The following is a 17,722-nucleotide window of genomic DNA, read 5'->3' as shown; positions in this document are numbered from 1 at the left end:
ATCAGACGACGACGAAGTGGAAGCTGGCGCCGTAGGAGCGCACCTCGGACTCGGCGACGTCCGTGGGGTTCATGGCGGAGACGAGGTCGGCGCGAGTCAGGGACAGGCGCTGGGTGCGGTTGGCTTCCAGCAGCGCGGCCTCGAATGCCTCACGGTGGGGCCACTCGGGCTGGAGGGCCTTCCACACGTGGGAGATGAACACCTTGTCGCGGCCGAAGCGGCCGGTGGGCAGGGCTCGGGCCACCGAGAGGACGTGGTCGGCGAAGTCCTCCGTGCGTGGGGCCGGTGGCTTCGCGTCCCAGGTCGTCGGCGCGGTGGACACCACGGTGGGAACAGCGGGCTGCTCGGGGAGGAACCACTTGCGCAGGAGCGTCAGGCGCACGGCTTCCGCGTCGGCACGTGTGGCTCCCGCGACGCGGGCGGTGAGCTGCTCCACGGCCTTGCGAGGGTCCTTCACCTCCGTGCCGAGCAGCTTGCCGAGGAGGTGTGCCTGTACGGCGGCGAGGGAGAAGGGGCGCTCGGTGTCGACGCCGAGCTGTCGCCAGAGGAGCCGGTCGCGGAGCTGGGGGAGGGAAGGGTCTCCCGCGCTCACGGCGGGGTACTGCCGGCCGAGTACGGCGGCGCGCACGCCATCGGCGTCAGCGAGTCGGGTCAGCACGGCCTTGGACGGAGTGAGCTCCAGGCTGTTGGCGAGCAGGTACGTGGCCTTGAGCTTCTTCCAGGTGAGGCCCTTGGGGAGCTGTTCGAGGCGCAGGAACTGGAGGACGCGGGTGAGGCCGGCGCTGGTCAGCTCCAGGCCGGCTTTGTTCTTCCGGGTGACGAGCTGTTCTTGGAGCAGGTGCTCCAGCACGGAGTCGAGGAGAGTCTTCCACTCGGCGCGGCTGAGTCGGTGTTCCACGAAGGGGCGAAGGGCCTTGTCGAGTTCCGCTCGGGTGCCGGTGCGGTGGGGGCGGGGAGCGAGCCAGGTGAGTGCGAGTCCCGCCAACCGGTTGTCAGCGCTGTCCATGCGTTGTCCTCTGCGAGGCGGCTTCTTGCTGCCGGGCGGCCATCAGTGTTTCGATTGTCTTGAGAATCTCTTCGTAGCGAGGAACCACGTCCTCCTCGAGGAAGCGGACGACCCAATATCCGGCGCGCTGGAGCGCGAGGTCCTTGCGTCTGTCGCGGCGGAAGCGCTCGGTGTCGAGGAAGTGGTGGTAGCCGTCGATCTCCACGGCGAGCCGGAGCTCACGGCAGAGGAAGTCCACTTCGAGGGGGCGACTGCCGTCGCCGAGGTCCAGGGTGGCATTGAGGGCGAAGAGGCCCCGGGTGGCGGGGTGGACCTGGAGGATCTTGTTGTAGAGGAAGCGCTCGGCCTTGCTGCGGGCGCGGGCTTCGTCCTTCTGTCGGGCGACGTGGACGGCCTGCGCGCTTTCACGGAAGCGTTCGAGGAGGACGGGCTCGGCTTCGTCGTCCTTCGCGCGCGGAGTCTTGCGCGAGGTGCGGGGTGGTGGCGCGGGAGGGTGCGGCACCGTGTTGGAAGTCACGGCGACTGGCGCGGACACGCTGCCGGGGTCTGGGAGTTCGAGCAGGCCCTCACGCAGCATGGCGAGGGCATGAGACTCCTTGCGGCCACGCGGTTCGCCGAGGGCGTCGGGGGGCAGCACGCAGGCGACATGGAGCATGGGAGCCGCGGAGCAGAGGGCGGTCGCCGTGCGCAGGCTGCGCGCGTCGGAAGGGGAGACGCGGAGTTGGAGGGCGGGGGCGCGGCCCTCGGGGATGAGGCAGAGGAGGGCGTGGAGGATGCGGAGCGGGTCGCGGGAGATGGCTTCGCGAACCTCGGCGGAGAGTTCGCCGGGCGTGGCAGGCGAAGGGGCTACGAGAAGCTGTCGGCACAGGGCCCAGGTGACGGGCTCTGAGTGGGGAGGTTCCAGTCGCTCGAAGAGGACGTGGCGCTCGTGGGGCGTCTTGCCCTCGAAGTGCAGCTCGCGAGGGGAGAAGGCGCGTTGGGAGAGGACGACGTAGCTCTCCGCGTCACGAGAGAGATTGCGCTCGGTGGCGAGGGCGGAGGCCCAGGTGGAGACGGCGGTGCGAAGGTCCTCGCTGCCCGAGGAGGTGGCGTTCAATCCGCTGCGGTGAAGCCATTCATCCCAGAGGAGGATGGCGCGGTCTTGAGGGCCGACGAGGACGCTCAACGTGGGGATACCCTCCGCGCGCCGCCGGGCATGCCGGTCCAGCGAGTCCAGGAGCGCGGTGTCCGCCGGTGACAGCAAGTCCATTCCCCCACGGGTCTCCTGAGCTGGACCCGTCACGCTGGGATGGAAGCCTGCTCCCGCACAGACACCGCTGGCAAGCCGAGGGGCCGGGCTCCATCCAATGGCGCACAACCTGCGTGGACGGGTCGGACACGACTCCCTTACGGGCAGCGATGAGGCCTACTCCCATGGAACAGGCATTGATTCGTGGGCCGTGCCGCGTGCGGTAGGCGCTTGTCAGTCGATGTCTTCGTCGAGCAGGTCGGTCTCGCGCTCGTCGAACTCGGCGACGGGGGCAGTTTTCATCTCCTGGCTTTGGGCGTCGACTCCCTCTCTCGTTCGAACCCAGCGATAAATAGCGCTCGGATATGGTATTTGTTTGGGATTGGGGTAGAGAATGAGGTAGCCAGGAAGCGCCGTCACTTGCCACTGTTCAGGCAACGCCCGAATCGCGAAATCAATAGCCTCTTGGGCGGTTGGCATGGCCTGAGTAACGTGTACTCGCGCGTTGTATGCCTGTGTGGCTGGGGCCTTTTTCTCGAAGCGAAGATTGTAGGGAAGGTTGGATTTTAGCTGGGAGAGGTACTTGCCAAGCGTCGTGTCCCCTAGTTCGAGCCCCTGCACTCTAAATGCCAGATTGATTGGATATTGCGCGTCAAAATGGTTCGCGGCGACTTCGCTCGTATCGCGATTCTTGCCTGGGTCCTTGTTCCCAAAGCCGTTCGTATTCCAAGGAACCCCATTGGCCGTTGCTTCGCCTGTCTGTCGATACTTCTTGATCAGAAGTCGTTCAGGGGCAGCGGCGTCGAGATCCTCATCTACATAGAGGCAGACGAAGCTAATCTCTTCGAGGGTAATATTCTTTCGACCGCTTAGTTTTCTTCGGTGATTCAGAAGCCGGGTCGGGAGTGATTGTTGTGCCTTCCCGACGTAGACTCGTCGATCATTGTGAAACAATAGATACACGCCGGGGCGCGACTCAAGGCTGTTGATATTCTCTTGGGTGAGCGGCGCTTTTCGTAATGGGCCATCGTTGATGTCCAGCTTTTCGGCGAGCTGGTCGGCGAGTGCCTTGGTGATGCTGAGCTTGAAGTCCGTGGCGAAGAACGTGGGCTTTGATGAGGACACGCGGAAATTCTAGCACTCCCGGTTTCGAAATTCTCTGATTCCGCGGATTGAGTGCCTTGGCCGGATTCATGAGCGAGCCGAGGCATCATATTGGTGCCGTAAGAGTGAACCGCCGAGTCTCCAATCGCATCCGGACTCGCCTTACCGACAACTTCGCTTGTTCCTGTACCGAACGTCGAGTTCAGCTCGCTTTGTTATTGTGCTGGCGCAGAGCGTTGTTCGTCCGTCGGAGAGGGCTCTTTGCCATCCGAGGACTTGAGCTTGGACGCGACACTGCGTGCAACCACCGCCGCCAGGCCCACCGGGACCGCGTTCCCGAGCTGCCGCATGACCTCGGACCACGCGCCTTCAAACCGCCAGGAGTCCGGGAACGTCTGGACCCGTGCCGCTTCTCGGACGGTGAGGTAGCGCACGGAGCCATCATCGAAGGAGATCATGTTCTCGCCGCCGGGCACGCCGTGGACACCCGCCTTGAGGGTCTTGGACGGCATGTCGAGCGGGCTTCCCGTGTGACCTGGGTAGACCTTGGCGCCCGGCATGAGCTTGTGGTTCGCGAAGCCCTTCGCGTCTCGGTCCACGCGCGGCTCGGGCATGTCCGCGATGGCGTCGCGAATCGTCACCCAGGGCTTCGTTGGGATGGGCTGCCCGTTCTCCAAGTCGCGCATCCGCACGCCGCTGAGCGCGAAGGCCTTGCTCGAAGCCGGCTGCCGGACACCATGGCGCTTCCAGTACTCACCCGTGACCTGCTTGTCCCAGATGAGTGCGTCCTCGCTGTGGGTCGGCTCCGGGAAATGCCACTCCAGCCCCGTGTCCGCGCGGAAGCCCACGATGAAGACGCGCTCCCGCTGTTGCGGCACTCCGTAATTGGCGGAGTTCAAGAGCTGGGTGACGACGTTGTATTTGACACCTTGAAACCGTCCTCGCGTGTGGACGTCCTCAAGCCGAGTCCGATGCTCGGGCCACTCCTCGGTCCGCTTCTTCGTGATGGTCGGGTACGTCAGGTGCAGCTTGATGTACTCGAAGTAGTTCTGAAAGCTCGCCCGGAGGAGCCCCTTCACGTTCTCCAGAATGAACGCGCGCGGCTGGAGCTCCCGCACGGCGCGCACGAACTCGGGGAACATGTTCCGCGCGTCATCCTGGGCGCGATGCTTCCCCCCCAGGCTGAAGGGCTGGCAAGGCGCCCCGCCCGCCACGAGGTCCACATCTCCATTCCCGAACATGTCGAAGGAGAGAAGCCGAATGTCGGTGTGGTGGATTCTCCAGTGCTGGATGCCCGGAACGGAGTTCGCACTCGCGTTGTTGCGCAGGGTGTCGCAGGCGTCCTCGTCCCACTCGACGAGGCCGCGGTGGCGGAATCCGGCTTGGTGCGTGCCCAGGGCCAGTCCACCCGCGCCGGTGAACAGCTCGATGGAGTTCATGGGGGGCGTATCCATGTCGATCCCGGCCTCGAAGTGCAAGAGGGTTTTGGTCGGACCGTGAGCGCCGTGGCTCTCGCCACCCCGCGCCTCAGGGGGACGGAATCGGACCGGGTTTCCGAGGCGTGTCCAGAAACTCGCGGATGATTTCCCGCAGGACGCCCTCGTCGCGCAACTGGCACTCCCAGACAACGAGGGCCGACCACCCCAGATTCCGAAGCTCCTCGAGTTTGCGAATATCGCGCGCGCGGTTCCCATCCAGCTTGGGCATCCAAAAATCGAGCCGGGATTTTGGTAGGCGGGCGAGAGGACAGCCAGTCTCCGGGTGCCGGTGCCAGAAGCACCCGTGAACGAAGATGGCCTTCTTCTTCCCGGGGAATGCGAGATCGGGGCGCCCTGGGACTTTCTTGTACTGGAGGCGATATCGGTAGCCCATGCCCGAGACCAGTCGGCGGACGCGCAGCTCCGGTTTCGTGTCCCGGTTGCGCACGCGGGACATTCGTTCGCTTCGCTCCTTGGGACTGAGCGTGTCCATGCGCGAATCGAATCGGGCCGGAGACTCCCCTGCTACCGCGGGTCCGGGTCTCCCTGAGGCAGCTCCAGCACATCCGGCATCTCCGCCAGCATGTTGGCGTTCGGGTAGAGCGTGAGCTGTCCCGCCTGTCGCCCCAGGAGTCCCTCAATCCCTCCCGGCGTCGCCTCGAACGGCGTCCCATGCACCTGGAAGGCGAACGCCTCCCACAACCTGGCCACGTGCTCCCGCCAGGAGCGAGGCAGTGCCTGGAACGTCTTGCGCGCCTGCTCCGCCAGCGGTGACGTGTCCCCACCCTCCTCGTTCCCGAACACGCGCCGCCGGAAGATGTCCCGCTCCCGGCTCCGCTCCTCCGGTGTGGCCCTCGCCAGCGCCCTCATTCCCGCCGACAGGTCCTTCCACAGCTCCAACGTCGCCGAGGACGGAATCGTCGTGATGAAGCTGTTCACCATCACATGCATCGCCCCGAACGACTCCACGTGGTGCCACCAGAAGGGCGGAATCAACAGCGCCTCCCCGGGCTCGACGACCGCGACACACGCATGCTCCATCGCCGTGCGGAACCGCGGATGCCGCTCCAAATCCAGGTCCAACAACTCCACGCTCGTCGTGGGCGCGCCTCCCGCCAGCACGTCGAACGGCGCGTGGTACAGGTTCGCCAGCTGCTCCGGCGGGAACATCGTCACCCGCTTGGTGCCCTCGAACATGCAGATGAAGTTGATGCAGTCGTCGTAGTGCAGGTTCACCACCTGCCCATCCGAGCCAATCCAGAACTTGCTCTCCACCCCGCGCGGCTCGGTGAACCGCAGGAAGTCGAAGCGCAGCTTCTCCCGGACATGCGACTGCTCCAGCATCCCGTTCTGCATGTAGACGTACTCGCCCGTCTCCACCGCCGCCTTCAGGCGCCCCGCGAAGTCCGCGAACGTGCCCTGCTCCGGCATCACCGCCGCCCCATCCGCAGGGTCCTCGACGAGCTTCGGCCGGTACTGCCCCCGCGCCTCCGGCGGCAGCACGCAGAAGTAGTGCGTGCGCTCCCCAAGCTGCGCCTCCAGCGCCGCCAGCTTGCCGTCCAACGTCGACCGCGAGCGCAGCTCCCCCAACAGCCCCGAGTCCTCCAGCAACCCCCGCACGATGACGGGCTCCCGGTAATGCCACTCCCGGAGCTCCTCCAGCGAGGGGCGCTCCAACCTGCGAACCGATGGGGCGGAAAAGGGCAGGGGCTTCAAGGGCATGGGCTCCAACTCGCGGCACGAGGGGACCTCCACGCTAGCATGTCTCCCGGAGCCCTCCGGAGCACCCCTAGAGCCACCCCCCCGACACGGGCACCGGCGCCGCCTCACGGTAGAGGCGCAGCGTGTCCGCCACGCTGTGCTGGAACTCGAAGCCCGTCGCCTCCAGGAAGCGTCGGTTGTCCACGACGATGGGATAACGCAGGTGGTCCAGCGCCCCCACCGACAGTCGAGGGAAGCCCGCTCGCCCCAACAGGAACGACAACACCCGCGACGGCAACGGAATCCCCATGCGCCCCGTCTCCCGCACGATGACGGAGAGCGGAATCGGCGCGGGCCCGGCGATGTTGAAGATGCCCCGCACCTTCTTCTCCAGCGCGAGCTGCAACGCCGTCACCACGTCCTCTTCCTGCATCACATGGAACAGCGGGTCATACCCCAGCACCAGCGGCACCCGCCGGCCCTTGAGGAACGACGCCAGCGTCCCCGTGCCCGGCGCGCCCAGGGTGTACGGCAGCCGCAGCACCCCCGTCGTCACCTCCGGCAGCCGCCACAGCGCCGTGGCCGCATACAGGTCGGCGGCCACCAGGTCCGCCAGCTCGGGGATGGCCTCCAGCGCGCGCGGTGGCTCGTCCTCGGAGTGGTACAGCGGCGAGTCCGGCGCCGCCCCGTAGAACGTGTGCCGTCCCACGAAGAGCAGCTGCTTCACGCCGTGCGTCGCGCAGTGGTCGAACACCGCCTTGGTGCCGTCCAGGTTGATGCGCCCCCGCTCCGCCCCCGGCACCGTGAAGGCCGTGACGGTGGCCATGTGCACCACCGCCTCCGGGCGCCAGCGGCGGAAGACGTCCTCGGCCACGCGCTTGCGCACGTCACCCCGGAACACCTCGATGCCCGCCTCCCGCGCGTTCTCCCACGGGCGGATGTCCACCCCCGCCACGTCGTGGCCAGCGAGCTTCAGCCGCAGCGCCAGCTTGCGCGCGATACCTCCGGCGATACCCGGGATGAGCACCCTCATGGCAGCAGCTTCCTCGCCAGCCCGCGGTGCTGTCGCCCCGCCCGGCCAAGCTCGATGAGACCCGCGATGCGCTCCTTCACCTTCGCCACATACCCCTCGATGACGTGGTCGTCCTCGTCCCCGGTGCCGTGGAAGACGAGCGGCTCGCCATAGTGAATCTCCAACTGCACCGGCAACGGCAACGGGAGCAGGTATGGCGTCAGCGGGATGTACGGCACCCCCAGCAGCTTGCCCAACGTGTATGCGTTGAACACCGTGGGGATGGCCGAGCCGCCCCCCAGGAACGCGAAGGGGATGATGGGCGAGCGCGTCTGCAACGCCAGCCGCACGAAGCCCGTGCCGAAGTCCACCAGCGAGTACCGGTCCGGATACAGCTTGGCCGTCCCGCGCGCGCCCTCCGGGAAGATCATCAACAGCCGGTCATCCTCCAAGAGCCGCTTCGCATGCTCGGGCAGGCCGGTGAACTGGCCGGTGCGGCTGGCCCAGAGGGAGGAGACGGGGAACTTGTGGAGGAAGCGCTCCACCATGCCCTGCGACAGGCGGGGCGGGTCCATCTCCAACATGGTGGACGTCAGCACCATGGCGCCGTCCACCGCCACGCCACCGGAGTGGTTGCCCACCAGCATCCCGCGGCCTCGGGCGGGGATGTGGTGGATGCCATGGCAGCGCACCCGGAAGTAATACCGGTAGATGAGCGTGAAGAGGCGCAGCGCGTCCCTCACGTGCTTCTTGGAGATTCCGTACGGGTCCACGCCGTACTCGTTGAACGGCAACTCCAGCCGGTCAACCCGCGCTTCCAATCCGTCGCTCAGGGCCACGGCGCGGGACCGTAGCACCCCCGGATGAGTCCCGCTGCATTCCGCGCCGAGTGCATTGGGCCCCGACCCCCGCCTGGGCCATACTGCCGCCACCCCCCTATGACATCCCCAGACGAACTCGCCATCGAGGTGAAGGGACTGGTCAAGCGCTTCGGTGACGTCGTCGCCGTGGATGGCATCGACCTCGACATCCGCCGGGGCGAGTGCGTGGGTCTGCTCGGCCCCAACGGCGCCGGCAAGACGACCACCGTCGAAATCCTCGAGGGACTCCAGGAGCCCACCTCCGGTCACGTGCGCCTGCTCGGCCTGGACTGGAAGCGCTCCGCCACGCAGTTGCGCCAGCGCATCGGCCTGACGCTCCAGGAGACGCGGCTGGTGGAACACCTCACGGTGGAGGAGACGGTGAAGATGTTCGCCTCCTTCTATCCACGCCCGCTCCCCGTCGAGGAGCTCATTGGCATGGTGCAGCTCGGCGAGAAGCGCGGGGCGCGGGTGGGCAAGCTCTCAGGCGGTCAGCGGCAGCGGCTGGCCCTGGCGCTGGGCCTGGCGGGAGACCCGGACCTGTTCTTCCTGGACGAGCCGACGACGGGGTTGGACCCACAGTCGCGCCGGGCGCTGTGGGACGTGGTGGTGGCGCTCAAGGCGCGAGGCCGCACGGTGGTGCTGACCACGCACTACATGGACGAGGCCGAGGTCCTCTGTGACAGGCTGGTCATCATCGACAAGGGCCGGGTCATGACGCGCGGGACGCCCGGGGAAATCATCGCCTCGCTGGGGGCCGATCAGGTCATCGAGCTGGAGGCGGACCCCGCGTTGGACCTGGAGCGGCTGCGCCCGCTGCCGGCGGTCGTCTCGGCGCAGCGCCACGCGGACCGGCTCTCCCTGCGGGTGAAGGAGCTGCATGTGGCGCTGCCCTCGGTGCTGCGCGAGGTGGAGCTGTCGGGCGCCCGGCTGCGGCACCTGTCCACGCGCAGGTCCACGCTGGATGACGTGTTCATCGGATTGACGGGGCGCTCGCTTCGCGAGGGCACCGAGGAGAAGGCGGCGTGATGGGCTCGCTGGGACAACTGGTGCTGATGCGGCTGCGGGTGCTGTGGCGCCAGCCGGAGGTGTTCTTCTGGACGTTCATCTTCCCCATCGTCACCACGCTGGTGCTGGGGCTGGCCTTCCGCAACGAGTCGCTGTCGCCCGTGCGCGTGGCTGTCACCGACGGGCCGGGGGCCCCGGCGCTGCTCGCCCGGTTGGAGGGGACGCCGGAGCTGGAGGCCCAGGTCCTGGACGCCGCCGAGGCACGGCGCATGCTCGCCCGAGGGCGGGTGTCGCTGGTGCTCGTGCCCGGTGACTTGAGTCCCGAGGCGCTGGTGGACCCCAGCCAGCCCGAGGGACGCACCGCGCGGCTGCTGGTGTCCCAGGCCCTGGCGCGGGCTCCGGACGCACCTCGACTGGAGGCGGTGAAGACGACGCCGGTGTCGGAGCCGGGCAATCGCTACATCGACTTCCTCATCCCCGGGCTGCTTGGCATGTCGTTGATGTCCTCCAGCCTGTGGGCGCTGGCGGTGCCGCTGGTGTCGATGCGCGGCGGCAAGCTGCTCAAGCGCCTGGCGGGCACGCCCATGTCCCGCTCGCACTTCTTCCTCGCCTTTCTCTTGGGGCGCACGGTCTTCGCGGTGCTGGAGGTCGCCTTCTTCTGCGCCTTCGCCCGCTGGCTCTTCGGCGTGCCCATGTTCGGCAGCTATTTCGCGCTCCTGGGCGTGGGGCTGCTGGGGGCCATGTGCTTCGCCTCGCTGGCGCTGCTGGTGTCCATCCGCGCGCGCAACGAGGAGTCGGTGGGCGGCCTCGTCAACCTCGTCTCCATGCCGATGATGTTCCTGTCCGGCGTCTTCTTCGCGTCGGAGAACTTCCCCGGCTGGATGCAGCCGCTCATCCGCGCGCTGCCGTTGACGGCGCTCAATGACTCGCTGCGCTCCATCATGCTGGAAGGCACGTCGCTGATGACGCTGGGCATGCCCATGGCGGTGCTCGCCGCCTGGACGGTGCTTCCGATGGTGGCCGCGCTGCGCTGGTTCCGCTGGGTCTGAAGGAGAGTCCATGTCGAAGCCCGCCGTGTCGCCCGCCTTCGTCCAGCAGCTCAACTTCCTCGCCCGTGACGCGAGCAACGAGTCCGCGGCGCTCCAGGCCGCATTCTCGCTCGGGTTGCTCGACAAGCTTCCCCGGGGACCCGGCGCGGTGCCCGTGTCGCTGGAGGCCCTGGCTCGACAGCTGGGAGCGAACGCGCGCGGAGTGCGCGCCGTCATCGAGCCCCTGGTGGGCCTGGGCTTCGTGCGGCTGGAGGAGGTGCGGGGCTACTCGCTCGCGGATGCCACCGCGGCGTTCCTCGCGCAGGACGCCTTCACCGCGCGGCTGCGGGACGTCCTCGCTTGGTGGCATGTGGTGGCGAAGCTGCCGGAGGCGGTGCGCACGGGTGGCCCGGTGGATGGGCGCGACCTGCTCGGCTGGTACCGCGCGCTGTTCCTGGAGCCCTCGCCGCCCGCGCCCGGTCCGGAGGCGGAGGACTTTCATGACCGCTTCGCGCGCAACTTCGCGCGCACCCAGGCACTGGTGACGGCGGCGGAGCTGGGCCTGCTGGCGCGGCTGGTGGAGTCATCCGCGCCGAAGGCCACGCTGGCGGCCGAGCTGGGCGCGCATCCGGAGGGGCTGGGCGTGCTGCTGGGCGTGCTGGCCACGCTGGACGTCACTCGCGAAGAGGACGGCCGCTGGGGCTTCACGGAGTCCGCGGCGCGGATGCTGGATGCGACGAGCCTGCCGTACTTCCAGCGCGCGCTGCCGGCGACCATGGCCTACTGGGAGGCCTTCGGGCACCTGGACGAGGCGGTGCGTGAGCATCGCTTCCGGTTGGACTTGAGGCAGCCCGAGACGGCGCGCCGCATCTACCAGGAGAACGCGTCGCGCATCTCCAGCATCTTCGCCTCGCATCTGCGGCTGAGTCGCAAGGCGGCGGAGCTGGTGGGTTCCATGCGCTCGCTCGCGGGCGCGCGGGTGCTGGACGTGGGCACCGGCTCCGGCGTGTGGGGCGCGGCCTTCGGGCTGGCGGCGACCACGACGCATGTGACGTACCTGGACTCGCCTCACGTGCTGGACGCGGTGCGCCCGCACCTGACGAAGCTGAAGCTGGAGGCTCGCTCTCGGCTGTGGGAGGGCGACTGCCTCACGGTGGACTACGGCGAGGCGGAATACGACGTCATCCTCCTGCCGCAAATCATCCCCGCGCTGCCGCCCGAGGCCCTGCCGGGCTTCTTCGCGAAGCTCGCGCGGGCGCTGCGGCCCGGAGGGCTGCTGCTCATCTCGGGCTACCTGCTCACGGACCGGCGGGATGGGCCGCTCGACGCGCTCTACTTCTCGCTGCGGCGCTACGTGTCCAACGAGGGCGACGTGTTGTCCCTGCCGGAGTTCCGCGCGCTCCTGACGCCCGTGGGACTGTCGTCCGCGCGAGGCTTCGACATGCCCATCCAGCAAGTCGTCGTCGCCCATCGCGGTGATGTCGCCTGGCCCGTGGTCCCCAGCGCCGCCGTGACGGCCGCCTGAGTCTTCACTTCCGGAGTCGAGATGGAACCGCTGCGTTCATTCTTCATGGAGGACTACCTGGAGGGCTCGCGGTTCACCGCGCGCTACAACCTGGGAGAGTCCGGAGGCCGTCCCGTCACGGTGGGCGAGCTCTTGACGGGCTCGGGGGTGAGTGCCGCCCAGGCGTCGGAGGTCTTCCTGTCCACGCTCCTGCGCGACAGTCCGAACTGGGGGCGCGCGGACCTGCGGGATTTGGTGGCCGCCATGCACCCGGGCGCCACGCGGGACAACGTGCTCATCACCACCGGCACCAGCGAGGCGCTGCTGTTGCTGTTCCGTCAGCTCCGTCCGCGCAAGGTGGCGCTGGCGTGGCCCGCGTTCCAGCTCCTCTATGAGCTGCCCATGCAGCAGGGCGCGCAGTGGGTGAAGCTGCCCGTGCGTTGGAACGCCCAGGGGCAGCCGTCCATCGACGCGGCCGAGTGGCTGGAGTGCCTGGAGCGCGAGCGCCCGGACGCCGTCATCATCAACACCCCCCACAACCCGAGCGGCCTGGTGCTGGACGCGGACCTGCTGGGCGCGGTGACGGCGTGGGCCGAAGCCCATGGCGCCACGGTGGTGGGCGACGAGCACTACCGCTTCTTGTCCTCGGAGGACGCGGTGCTGGGTCCCACCGTCTGGCGGCCGGGCACGCGCTCGTTCGTCACGGGCTCGTTCATCAAGTGCCTGGGGTGTCCGGGGCTGCGCATCGGCTGGTGCGTGGGCGACACGAAGATGCTGGCGCTGATGCAGAACGAGAAGAACTACACGACGCACACGGTGAACCCGGTGACGGAGTGGATTTCGTACGAAGTCCTCAAGGACCTGCACAGCCCCGCGCTGCATCGCGCGCGGGAGGACTGGCTCCAGAACCGGCGCACGCTGGCCGCGTTCCTGGAGCGCTCGCGGGGCGTGTACGGCACCGCGCCGCAGGGCGGCCTCGTCACCTGCATCGGCGTGCGGGACGCCATGGAGCCGGCGGCGTTTTCTGCCCGGCTGGAGGCCCTGGCGGCCGCGGGCGTGTTCGTGCTGCCGCTGAGCGCCATGGAGGTTGGCGAGCCCCACGGCGCGCATCCCCTGGAGCGGGGGCACGGCTTCCGGCTGGGGTTGGGCGCGGCGCCGGCGCACTTCGCGGAGGCGCTCGAGGTGATTGAGCGGGCGACGGCCCGGTAGCGCTACCGCAGCAGCGCGGTGAAGGAGTGGTCGCGGGCGGAGTAGTCCGCGTCCTCCAGCAGCATCTGGTGCACGCGGCCCTGAAACGCGGTGGGCACGGCGGGGAACAGATGGTGCGTCAGGTGGTACTGGTCATGCCGGGGGAACAGCACCCGGTTGAGCCAGCCCCACGCGAAGACGTGGTTGCGGGAGCGGTGGAACTCGTCCGGCGAGCCGATGACGCCCGCGTGGTCCACCGCGTCCGACCAGTAGCGGATGACCTGATACGGCACCAGGTACGGCAGCGCGTAGAAGAGGGCGAACGCCTTCCAGCCGATGCCCCACTGCGCCAGCGCCACCAGCCCCGCGAGGAAGGCCCACCGGGTGAGTGTCACCGCCCACGGGTCCGTGCGGTGGAAGAACACGGGCCGCAGGAAGGCGGGCAGGTGCATCAGCGACAGGGGCCGCAGCAGATGGTCCTTCACGAACGGCCGGTCCGCCTCCGCGAAGCCGAAGCGGCGCCGGGAAGCGAAGTCCAAATCCTTCTGTGCGTCACCCAGGTGCAGGTGGTGCGTGAAGTGCTCGCGCGTGTACGGCTCCAGCGCTGTCAGGTCGATGACGGCCAGCAGGTGGCCGAAGACGCGGTTGCGGCGCTTGCCGCGCACGAACATGCCGTGACAGGCCTCATGCAGCATGTTGCCCAGCGCTCGGAAGCGCGTGCCGATGAAGAAGGCCGCCAGCGGGTAGAGCACCCAGCCCGCCAAGGGGTGGTCCGCCATCAACCGCGCCGTGCCCAGGGCCGCGGCTGCCGCCAGGCCCACGTGCAAGAGGAGGTGTCCCACGCCCGCCGGCAACGAGTGCGAGTGGTAGCCCAGCGAGGCGACCCGCCGGGCGAACCGACCGCGCAGCTTCGTGGCGATGGACGCGCCGCGCTCGCCCATTTCGGGCAAGGCCACGGAGCCTGGACTGTCCATCTTCGGCACGGCGCGCATCGGGACCTTTCAGGGGTCTGACTCGAACGCGAGGGAGGAGCGACGCTAGTCGGGGTGCCGCGCCACGAGCAAGCGAGCGGCCCGGATTCCCACGGGGACAGGCCCTGGGTGGAAGGCCCGTGACGCGGTGCGTGCTCAGTCCGCCAGCCGCGTGGGAAGGTTCACCCCGGGGCGCGCGGCGAAAATCATCTCCTGCGTGGGCAGGGGGATGCAGACGGAAGAGGACAGGCCCACCACCTCCAGCAGCCGCGCGTACTCGGAGGCGGACAGCAGGTCGCCCTCGTTGGTCATGAACCGACGCAGGCCGAAGTACAGGTGGTCCAGGGGGCCGTCACGGCGCTCGTTGAGCACGTACTCGGCGATGAGCAGCACGCCGTCGGGCTTGAGGGCCCGGGCCACGCGCGCGAACAGGCCGGGCAGGCTCTCCGGCCGCAGGACGTTGAGCACCTGGGGGAGGATGATGACGTCGAAGGCGGCCTCCCCGAAGTCGTGGGTGAACAAGTCCCCGGGCCAGAAGCGCGCCCGGTCCGCCACCTGGAGCCGCTCCAGGTTTGCGCGCACCTGCTCGAGCACCACCGCCTGGTCGAAGTAGGTGACGTGGGTCGTCGGCGTCGCGCGTGCGAAGGCCGCGCCCCACACGCCGGAGCCGGTGCCGATGTCCAGCACCGCCGCGCCCTCCAGCGGGTGCGCTTTCGAGAGCGTGGTGGCCGCCTTGCGACTGAGCTGGAAGTGCGACGCGAAGACCGCCGTAATCTGGTTGGAGTTGTCCGCGTAGAAGCGCCGGCTCACCTCCGGGTCCTTCAGGTCCAGGATGAAGCGCTCCTCGCGCACCGTCTCGTCCAGTCGCTCCAGCGCCTCCGTGTACTGCGCGGACACGCTCAGCGAGCGCACCATGTACGCCAGCGCCTTGCCGTCCAGCAGCCTCCGCGCCTCCGCGCTCAACCCGAAGGCCTCGCCCTCCCGCGTCGCGAGGCCCAGCTTCTCCAGCACCTCCACCACGACGCGCAGCCCGCCCGTACTCAGGTAGGTGGCCGCGCCCAGCTCCGGCAACGTGCGCGGCGCCGACGCGAGCAGCTCCAGCAGGCCCAGCCGCCCGGAGGTGATGAGCACCTGCGTGCGCGCGCCGCTCCGGGCGAAGCGGTCGAAGAAGTCCTCCGCCTCCGTGCTGGAAGCGGGCGCCGAGGCCTCCAGGAACAGCGCGCGCAAGTGTCCGAGCACGTCCCAGCGCCTTCCCGCGTGCTGCACGGGCTCGCCGTGTTTCACCGCCTCGTCGAGCAGGGCCACCGGGCCCCCCCACTCCTGCTCGGCCTCGAGCCGCTGGAGGAAGGCGCTGTCGCGCAGGAACGCCGCCGCGCCTTGCGTCAGGGCGAAGCGCCGCGAGTCATCCTGGGAGACGTAACCCAGACACACCAGCAGCTCGAGCAGGGCCCTCAGTCCTCGGGCGGAGGTCCCCGTCGCGGTGGCGAGCGCTTCGACGGAACACGGAGTGGAGCTGCCCTGCACCGGAAGTGCGTCGAAGAGGCCCAGGCGCAGGGAGGTTCGCAGGAGCGCGGACTCGTTGGCGGCGTTGCGCGCCCAGAAGTGGAGTGACTGCGCGAGGGAGGGGCTGGGGGAGGCCGTCATGCGCTGTCTCGGGAGAGGGAGGAGGCGGCGTGCAGCTTGGTCTGTCCTTCTCGCGTCGCGCAACCATCCAGGGCGTGTGGCTTGTATCGCTCGAAGGGGTTCTCTATCGTCCGGCCTCCACGTCCGGTCGAGGACGCCGCCCGCCCCGCCGGGGCGAGTGTGCAGGGTCCGCATCGCGAGGAGTCTCCAGTGACGTTGCTGTCGTTCGCGCTCCAGAGCGTCGTGGCCCGACCTCGGAGCTGGGTGGTGGCCCTGCTGGCGCTCGGCTCCGCGCTGCTGCTCACCCTGGGCCTGGCGATGGTGGCGGGCATCTCCGAGGGGACCCAGCGCAGCGTCATCGAGAGTGGCGCGGGCCACTTCCTCGTCTACAACTCCCAGTCCACCGAGTCCGCCGTGGTGGTGACGGGGCCCACGGGCGCACCCGTGCTGGTGCCCCTGCCGGACTATCCCGCCACCGAGGCCCGTGTGCGCGAGACGCCCGGGGTGAGTGACGTCGTGCCGCTGGAAGTGGGCATGGGCGCCACGTTCCGGGGCAACTACCTGGACGACAAGCTCTCCACCGCGCGTGCCGTGGCGCGTCAGCCCCCCTCGCCGGAGCGCGACGCGCGGCTGGCGAGGCTGGCGGCGGATCTGCAACGCACGCTGCGGGACGTGGCGCGTGACGCGGACCGGCAGGCGGAGGCCTTCCTCACCGCCGACGAGGCGCGCATGGACCGCGCGGCGTTGGAGGAGGCGACGACGCCCGCGTTCTGGGAGCGCTTTGGCGCCCAGCCGCTCGCCGCGCTCGAGTACCTGGAGAACCACGTCGCGCGGCAGGTGGGCGAGGGCGAGTCCATCGACATCGAGTACCTGGGCAGCGATTTGAATCAGTTCGTCCGCGCCTTCCCCCGCTTCGAGCTGGTGACGGGCACGCTGCCACCCCCGGGACACCGGGGCCTGCTCCTGGGGCACGGCCTGTACGAGCAGCGCTTCAAGCTGCCGGTCGCCGCGCGGCTGGATGAGCTGAAGCGGGAGCTGGACCGGGGCGCGTTGCTCGCGGAGGACGAACGGCTGCGCACACTGGTGGACCGCGCGTCGGCGGAGCTGCCGGACCTGCTGGCCCGCGTGGACGCGGAGCGCTCGGATGCCGCGCGCGCGGTGCTCACCCGCGTGCTGGGACACCCTGGCGAGGCGGAGGCCCTGTGGCGCGAGTTCCTGCAACTCGATGACGCCAACTTCGCCACGCGTCACCAGCTCTTCTACGCGGAGCTGGCGCCGCTGTTGCCGCTGTACCGCGTGAAGCCCGGGGACACCGTGGTGCTCAAGGGCCTGGACTCACTCGTCAATGGTGTGCCGCTCAAGATTTGGGGCACGTACCGCTTCCGGGGGCTCGGCGGAGACTCCAGCCGCGTCAACACGCTCAGCCTCATGGACCTGGTGAGCGCGCGCTACCTGTCGGGCCGCCTGTCGCCGGAGCTGATGGAGGAGGCGAAGCGCGACGCCCAGTCGCTTGGCCTGGACTTCCTGCCGGAGTCGGAGGTGGACCTGCTCAAGCCGGCCACCGTGGTGGAGGTCGAGACGCCGGAGAAGCCCTCGTCGGAGGTGCCCGACTTCCCTCGCGCCCGCGCGTGGCCGGAGACGTTCTCCGCGACGGAGCTGCGCGGAGGCAGCGTGCTCCAGGCGGCCGTGGTGGTGACGCCAGAGGCGAACCCGGAGGCGGTGGCCATGGACGTCGTCCAGCGGGCGACGAGCGCGTCGGTGCCGCTGACGACGGTGGACTGGGAGGCGGCGGGCGGCTTCGTCAGCGAGGTGGTGGGCCTGACGCGAGTGGTGCTGCTCGGCTTCTCCGTCATGTTGTGTCTGTTCGTCGTGCTGGTCTCCGCCGGCACGCTGCTGCTCCTCGCGCAGGAGCGCGTGGGTGAGGTAGGGACGATGCGCGCGGTGGGAATGCAGCGGAGCGACGTCTTCGGCTCGTTGTTGACCGAGGGGGTGCTGCTGGGCGGGCTGGGCG

At 68.7% G+C, this 17,722-nt stretch carries 15 protein-coding genes; 5 read left to right on the top strand and 10 right to left on the bottom strand.

The window, feature by feature from the left end:
• Position 1: 1 nt before the first annotated feature.
• From FJV41_RS06730 to FJV41_RS06695, 8 genes are all read right to left on the bottom strand, one after another.
• The gene (locus FJV41_RS06730) at positions 2 to 1,006 is read right to left on the bottom strand and encodes a hypothetical protein (RefSeq protein WP_141641579.1); all 1,005 of its coding nucleotides are present in this window, start codon (positions 1,004 to 1,006) and stop codon (positions 2 to 4) included.
• On the bottom strand, positions 993 to 2,255 hold the full coding sequence (locus tag FJV41_RS06725; protein ID WP_181790454.1) for an endonuclease domain-containing protein: 1,263 nt from the start codon (positions 2,253 to 2,255) through the stop codon (positions 993 to 995). Before FJV41_RS06725 ends, FJV41_RS06730 begins: the two co-directional genes overlap by 14 nt.
• A gap of 213 nt (positions 2,256 to 2,468) precedes the next feature.
• The gene (locus FJV41_RS06720) at positions 2,469 to 3,359 is read right to left on the bottom strand and encodes a GIY-YIG nuclease family protein (protein WP_181790452.1); all 891 of its coding nucleotides are present in this window, start codon (positions 3,357 to 3,359) and stop codon (positions 2,469 to 2,471) included.
• Positions 3,360 to 3,553: 194 nt separating this feature from the next.
• The gene (locus FJV41_RS06715) at positions 3,554 to 4,792 is read right to left on the bottom strand and encodes a DNA cytosine methyltransferase (RefSeq protein ID WP_246137049.1); all 1,239 of its coding nucleotides are present in this window, start codon (positions 4,790 to 4,792) and stop codon (positions 3,554 to 3,556) included.
• Positions 4,793 to 4,865: 73 nt separating this feature from the next.
• A complete protein-coding gene (locus FJV41_RS06710; protein ID WP_141641577.1) occupies positions 4,866 to 5,309 on the bottom strand; it encodes a very short patch repair endonuclease in 444 nt (147 codons plus the stop codon).
• A gap of 32 nt (positions 5,310 to 5,341) precedes the next feature.
• Entirely contained in the window at positions 5,342 to 6,538 is a 1,197-nt protein-coding gene (locus tag FJV41_RS06705) for a cupin-like domain-containing protein (RefSeq protein WP_141641576.1), read from the bottom strand.
• Positions 6,539 to 6,605: 67 nt separating this feature from the next.
• Positions 6,606 to 7,550, bottom strand: a complete 945-nt coding sequence (locus tag FJV41_RS06700) for an NAD-dependent epimerase/dehydratase family protein (protein WP_141641575.1) — start codon at positions 7,548 to 7,550, stop codon at positions 6,606 to 6,608.
• Positions 7,547 to 8,350 (bottom strand): lysophospholipid acyltransferase family protein, encoded by an 804-nt coding sequence (locus FJV41_RS06695; RefSeq protein ID WP_217440436.1) that lies wholly within the window; start codon positions 8,348 to 8,350, stop codon positions 7,547 to 7,549. Before FJV41_RS06695 ends, FJV41_RS06700 begins: the two co-directional genes overlap by 4 nt.
• Before the next feature lie 117 nt (positions 8,351 to 8,467).
• Here FJV41_RS06695 and FJV41_RS06690 point away from each other — a divergent pair, with 117 nt between their 5' ends.
• The 4 genes from FJV41_RS06690 to FJV41_RS06675 are packed head-to-tail and all read left to right on the top strand — an operon-like array spanning position 8,468 to position 13,138.
• Positions 8,468 to 9,418 (top strand): ABC transporter ATP-binding protein, encoded by a 951-nt coding sequence (locus FJV41_RS06690; RefSeq protein WP_141641573.1) that lies wholly within the window; start codon positions 8,468 to 8,470, stop codon positions 9,416 to 9,418.
• Positions 9,418 to 10,446 carry an ABC transporter permease gene (locus FJV41_RS06685; RefSeq protein ID WP_141641634.1) on the top strand — a complete coding sequence of 343 codons (1,029 nt, stop codon included), beginning with the start codon at positions 9,418 to 9,420 and terminating at the stop codon, positions 10,444 to 10,446. Before FJV41_RS06690 ends, FJV41_RS06685 begins: the two co-directional genes overlap by 1 nt.
• Positions 10,447 to 10,456: 10 nt before the next feature.
• On the top strand, positions 10,457 to 11,950 hold the full coding sequence (locus FJV41_RS06680; protein WP_141641572.1) for a class I SAM-dependent methyltransferase: 1,494 nt from the start codon (positions 10,457 to 10,459) through the stop codon (positions 11,948 to 11,950).
• Between the two features lie 21 nt (positions 11,951 to 11,971).
• Positions 11,972 to 13,138 carry a pyridoxal phosphate-dependent aminotransferase gene (locus FJV41_RS06675; RefSeq protein ID WP_141641571.1) on the top strand — a complete coding sequence of 389 codons (1,167 nt, stop codon included), beginning with the start codon at positions 11,972 to 11,974 and terminating at the stop codon, positions 13,136 to 13,138.
• 2 nt (positions 13,139 to 13,140) lie between these two features.
• Here the strand turns inward: FJV41_RS06675 and FJV41_RS06670 are convergent, their stop codons facing one another.
• Positions 13,141 to 14,073, bottom strand: coding sequence for a fatty acid desaturase (locus FJV41_RS06670; RefSeq protein WP_246137048.1), 933 nt, complete (start codon positions 14,071 to 14,073; stop codon positions 13,141 to 13,143).
• A gap of 171 nt (positions 14,074 to 14,244) precedes the next feature.
• Entirely contained in the window at positions 14,245 to 15,732 is a 1,488-nt protein-coding gene (locus FJV41_RS06665) for a class I SAM-dependent methyltransferase (RefSeq protein WP_141641569.1), read from the bottom strand.
• 189 nt (positions 15,733 to 15,921) lie between these two features.
• Between FJV41_RS06665 and FJV41_RS06660 the strand changes: the two genes are divergently transcribed.
• A partial coding sequence (locus tag FJV41_RS06660; protein ID WP_141641568.1) for an FtsX-like permease family protein occupies positions 15,922 to 17,722 on the top strand: 1,801 nt, incomplete at its 3' end.

This window comes from Myxococcus llanfairpwllgwyngyllgogerychwyrndrobwllllantysiliogogogochensis, assembly GCF_006636215.1.
GTDB classification, from domain to species: domain Bacteria; phylum Myxococcota; class Myxococcia; order Myxococcales; family Myxococcaceae; genus Myxococcus; species Myxococcus llanfairpwllgwyngyllgogerychwyrndrobwllllantysiliogogogochensis.
This window is presented reverse-complemented; position numbering and strand designations above follow the sequence as displayed.

What these genes read in the sequence shown, in the direction of transcription:
- FJV41_RS06725 (WP_181790454.1), bottom strand. Translation starts at nt 2,255, where the DNA reads ATGGACTTGCTGTCACCGGCGGACACCGCGCTCCTGGACTCGCTGGAC.
- FJV41_RS06665 (WP_141641569.1), bottom strand. Translation starts at nt 15,732, where the DNA reads ATGACGGCCTCCCCCAGCCCCTCCCTCGCGCAGTCACTCCACTTCTGG.
- FJV41_RS06730 (WP_141641579.1), bottom strand. Translation starts at nt 1,006, where the DNA reads ATGGACAGCGCTGACAACCGGTTGGCGGGACTCGCACTCACCTGGCTC.
- FJV41_RS06675 (WP_141641571.1), top strand. Translation starts at nt 11,972, where the DNA reads ATGGAACCGCTGCGTTCATTCTTCATGGAGGACTACCTGGAGGGCTCG.
- FJV41_RS06685 (WP_141641634.1), top strand. Translation starts at nt 9,418, where the DNA reads ATGGGCTCGCTGGGACAACTGGTGCTGATGCGGCTGCGGGTGCTGTGG.
- FJV41_RS06715 (WP_246137049.1), bottom strand. Translation starts at nt 4,792, where the DNA reads ATGGATACGCCCCCCATGAACTCCATCGAGCTGTTCACCGGCGCGGGT.
- FJV41_RS06710 (WP_141641577.1), bottom strand. Translation starts at nt 5,309, where the DNA reads ATGGACACGCTCAGTCCCAAGGAGCGAAGCGAACGAATGTCCCGCGTG.
- FJV41_RS06700 (WP_141641575.1), bottom strand. Translation starts at nt 7,550, where the DNA reads ATGAGGGTGCTCATCCCGGGTATCGCCGGAGGTATCGCGCGCAAGCTG.
- FJV41_RS06705 (WP_141641576.1), bottom strand. Translation starts at nt 6,538, where the DNA reads ATGCCCTTGAAGCCCCTGCCCTTTTCCGCCCCATCGGTTCGCAGGTTG.
- FJV41_RS06690 (WP_141641573.1), top strand. Translation starts at nt 8,468, where the DNA reads ATGACATCCCCAGACGAACTCGCCATCGAGGTGAAGGGACTGGTCAAG.
- FJV41_RS06680 (WP_141641572.1), top strand. Translation starts at nt 10,457, where the DNA reads ATGTCGAAGCCCGCCGTGTCGCCCGCCTTCGTCCAGCAGCTCAACTTC.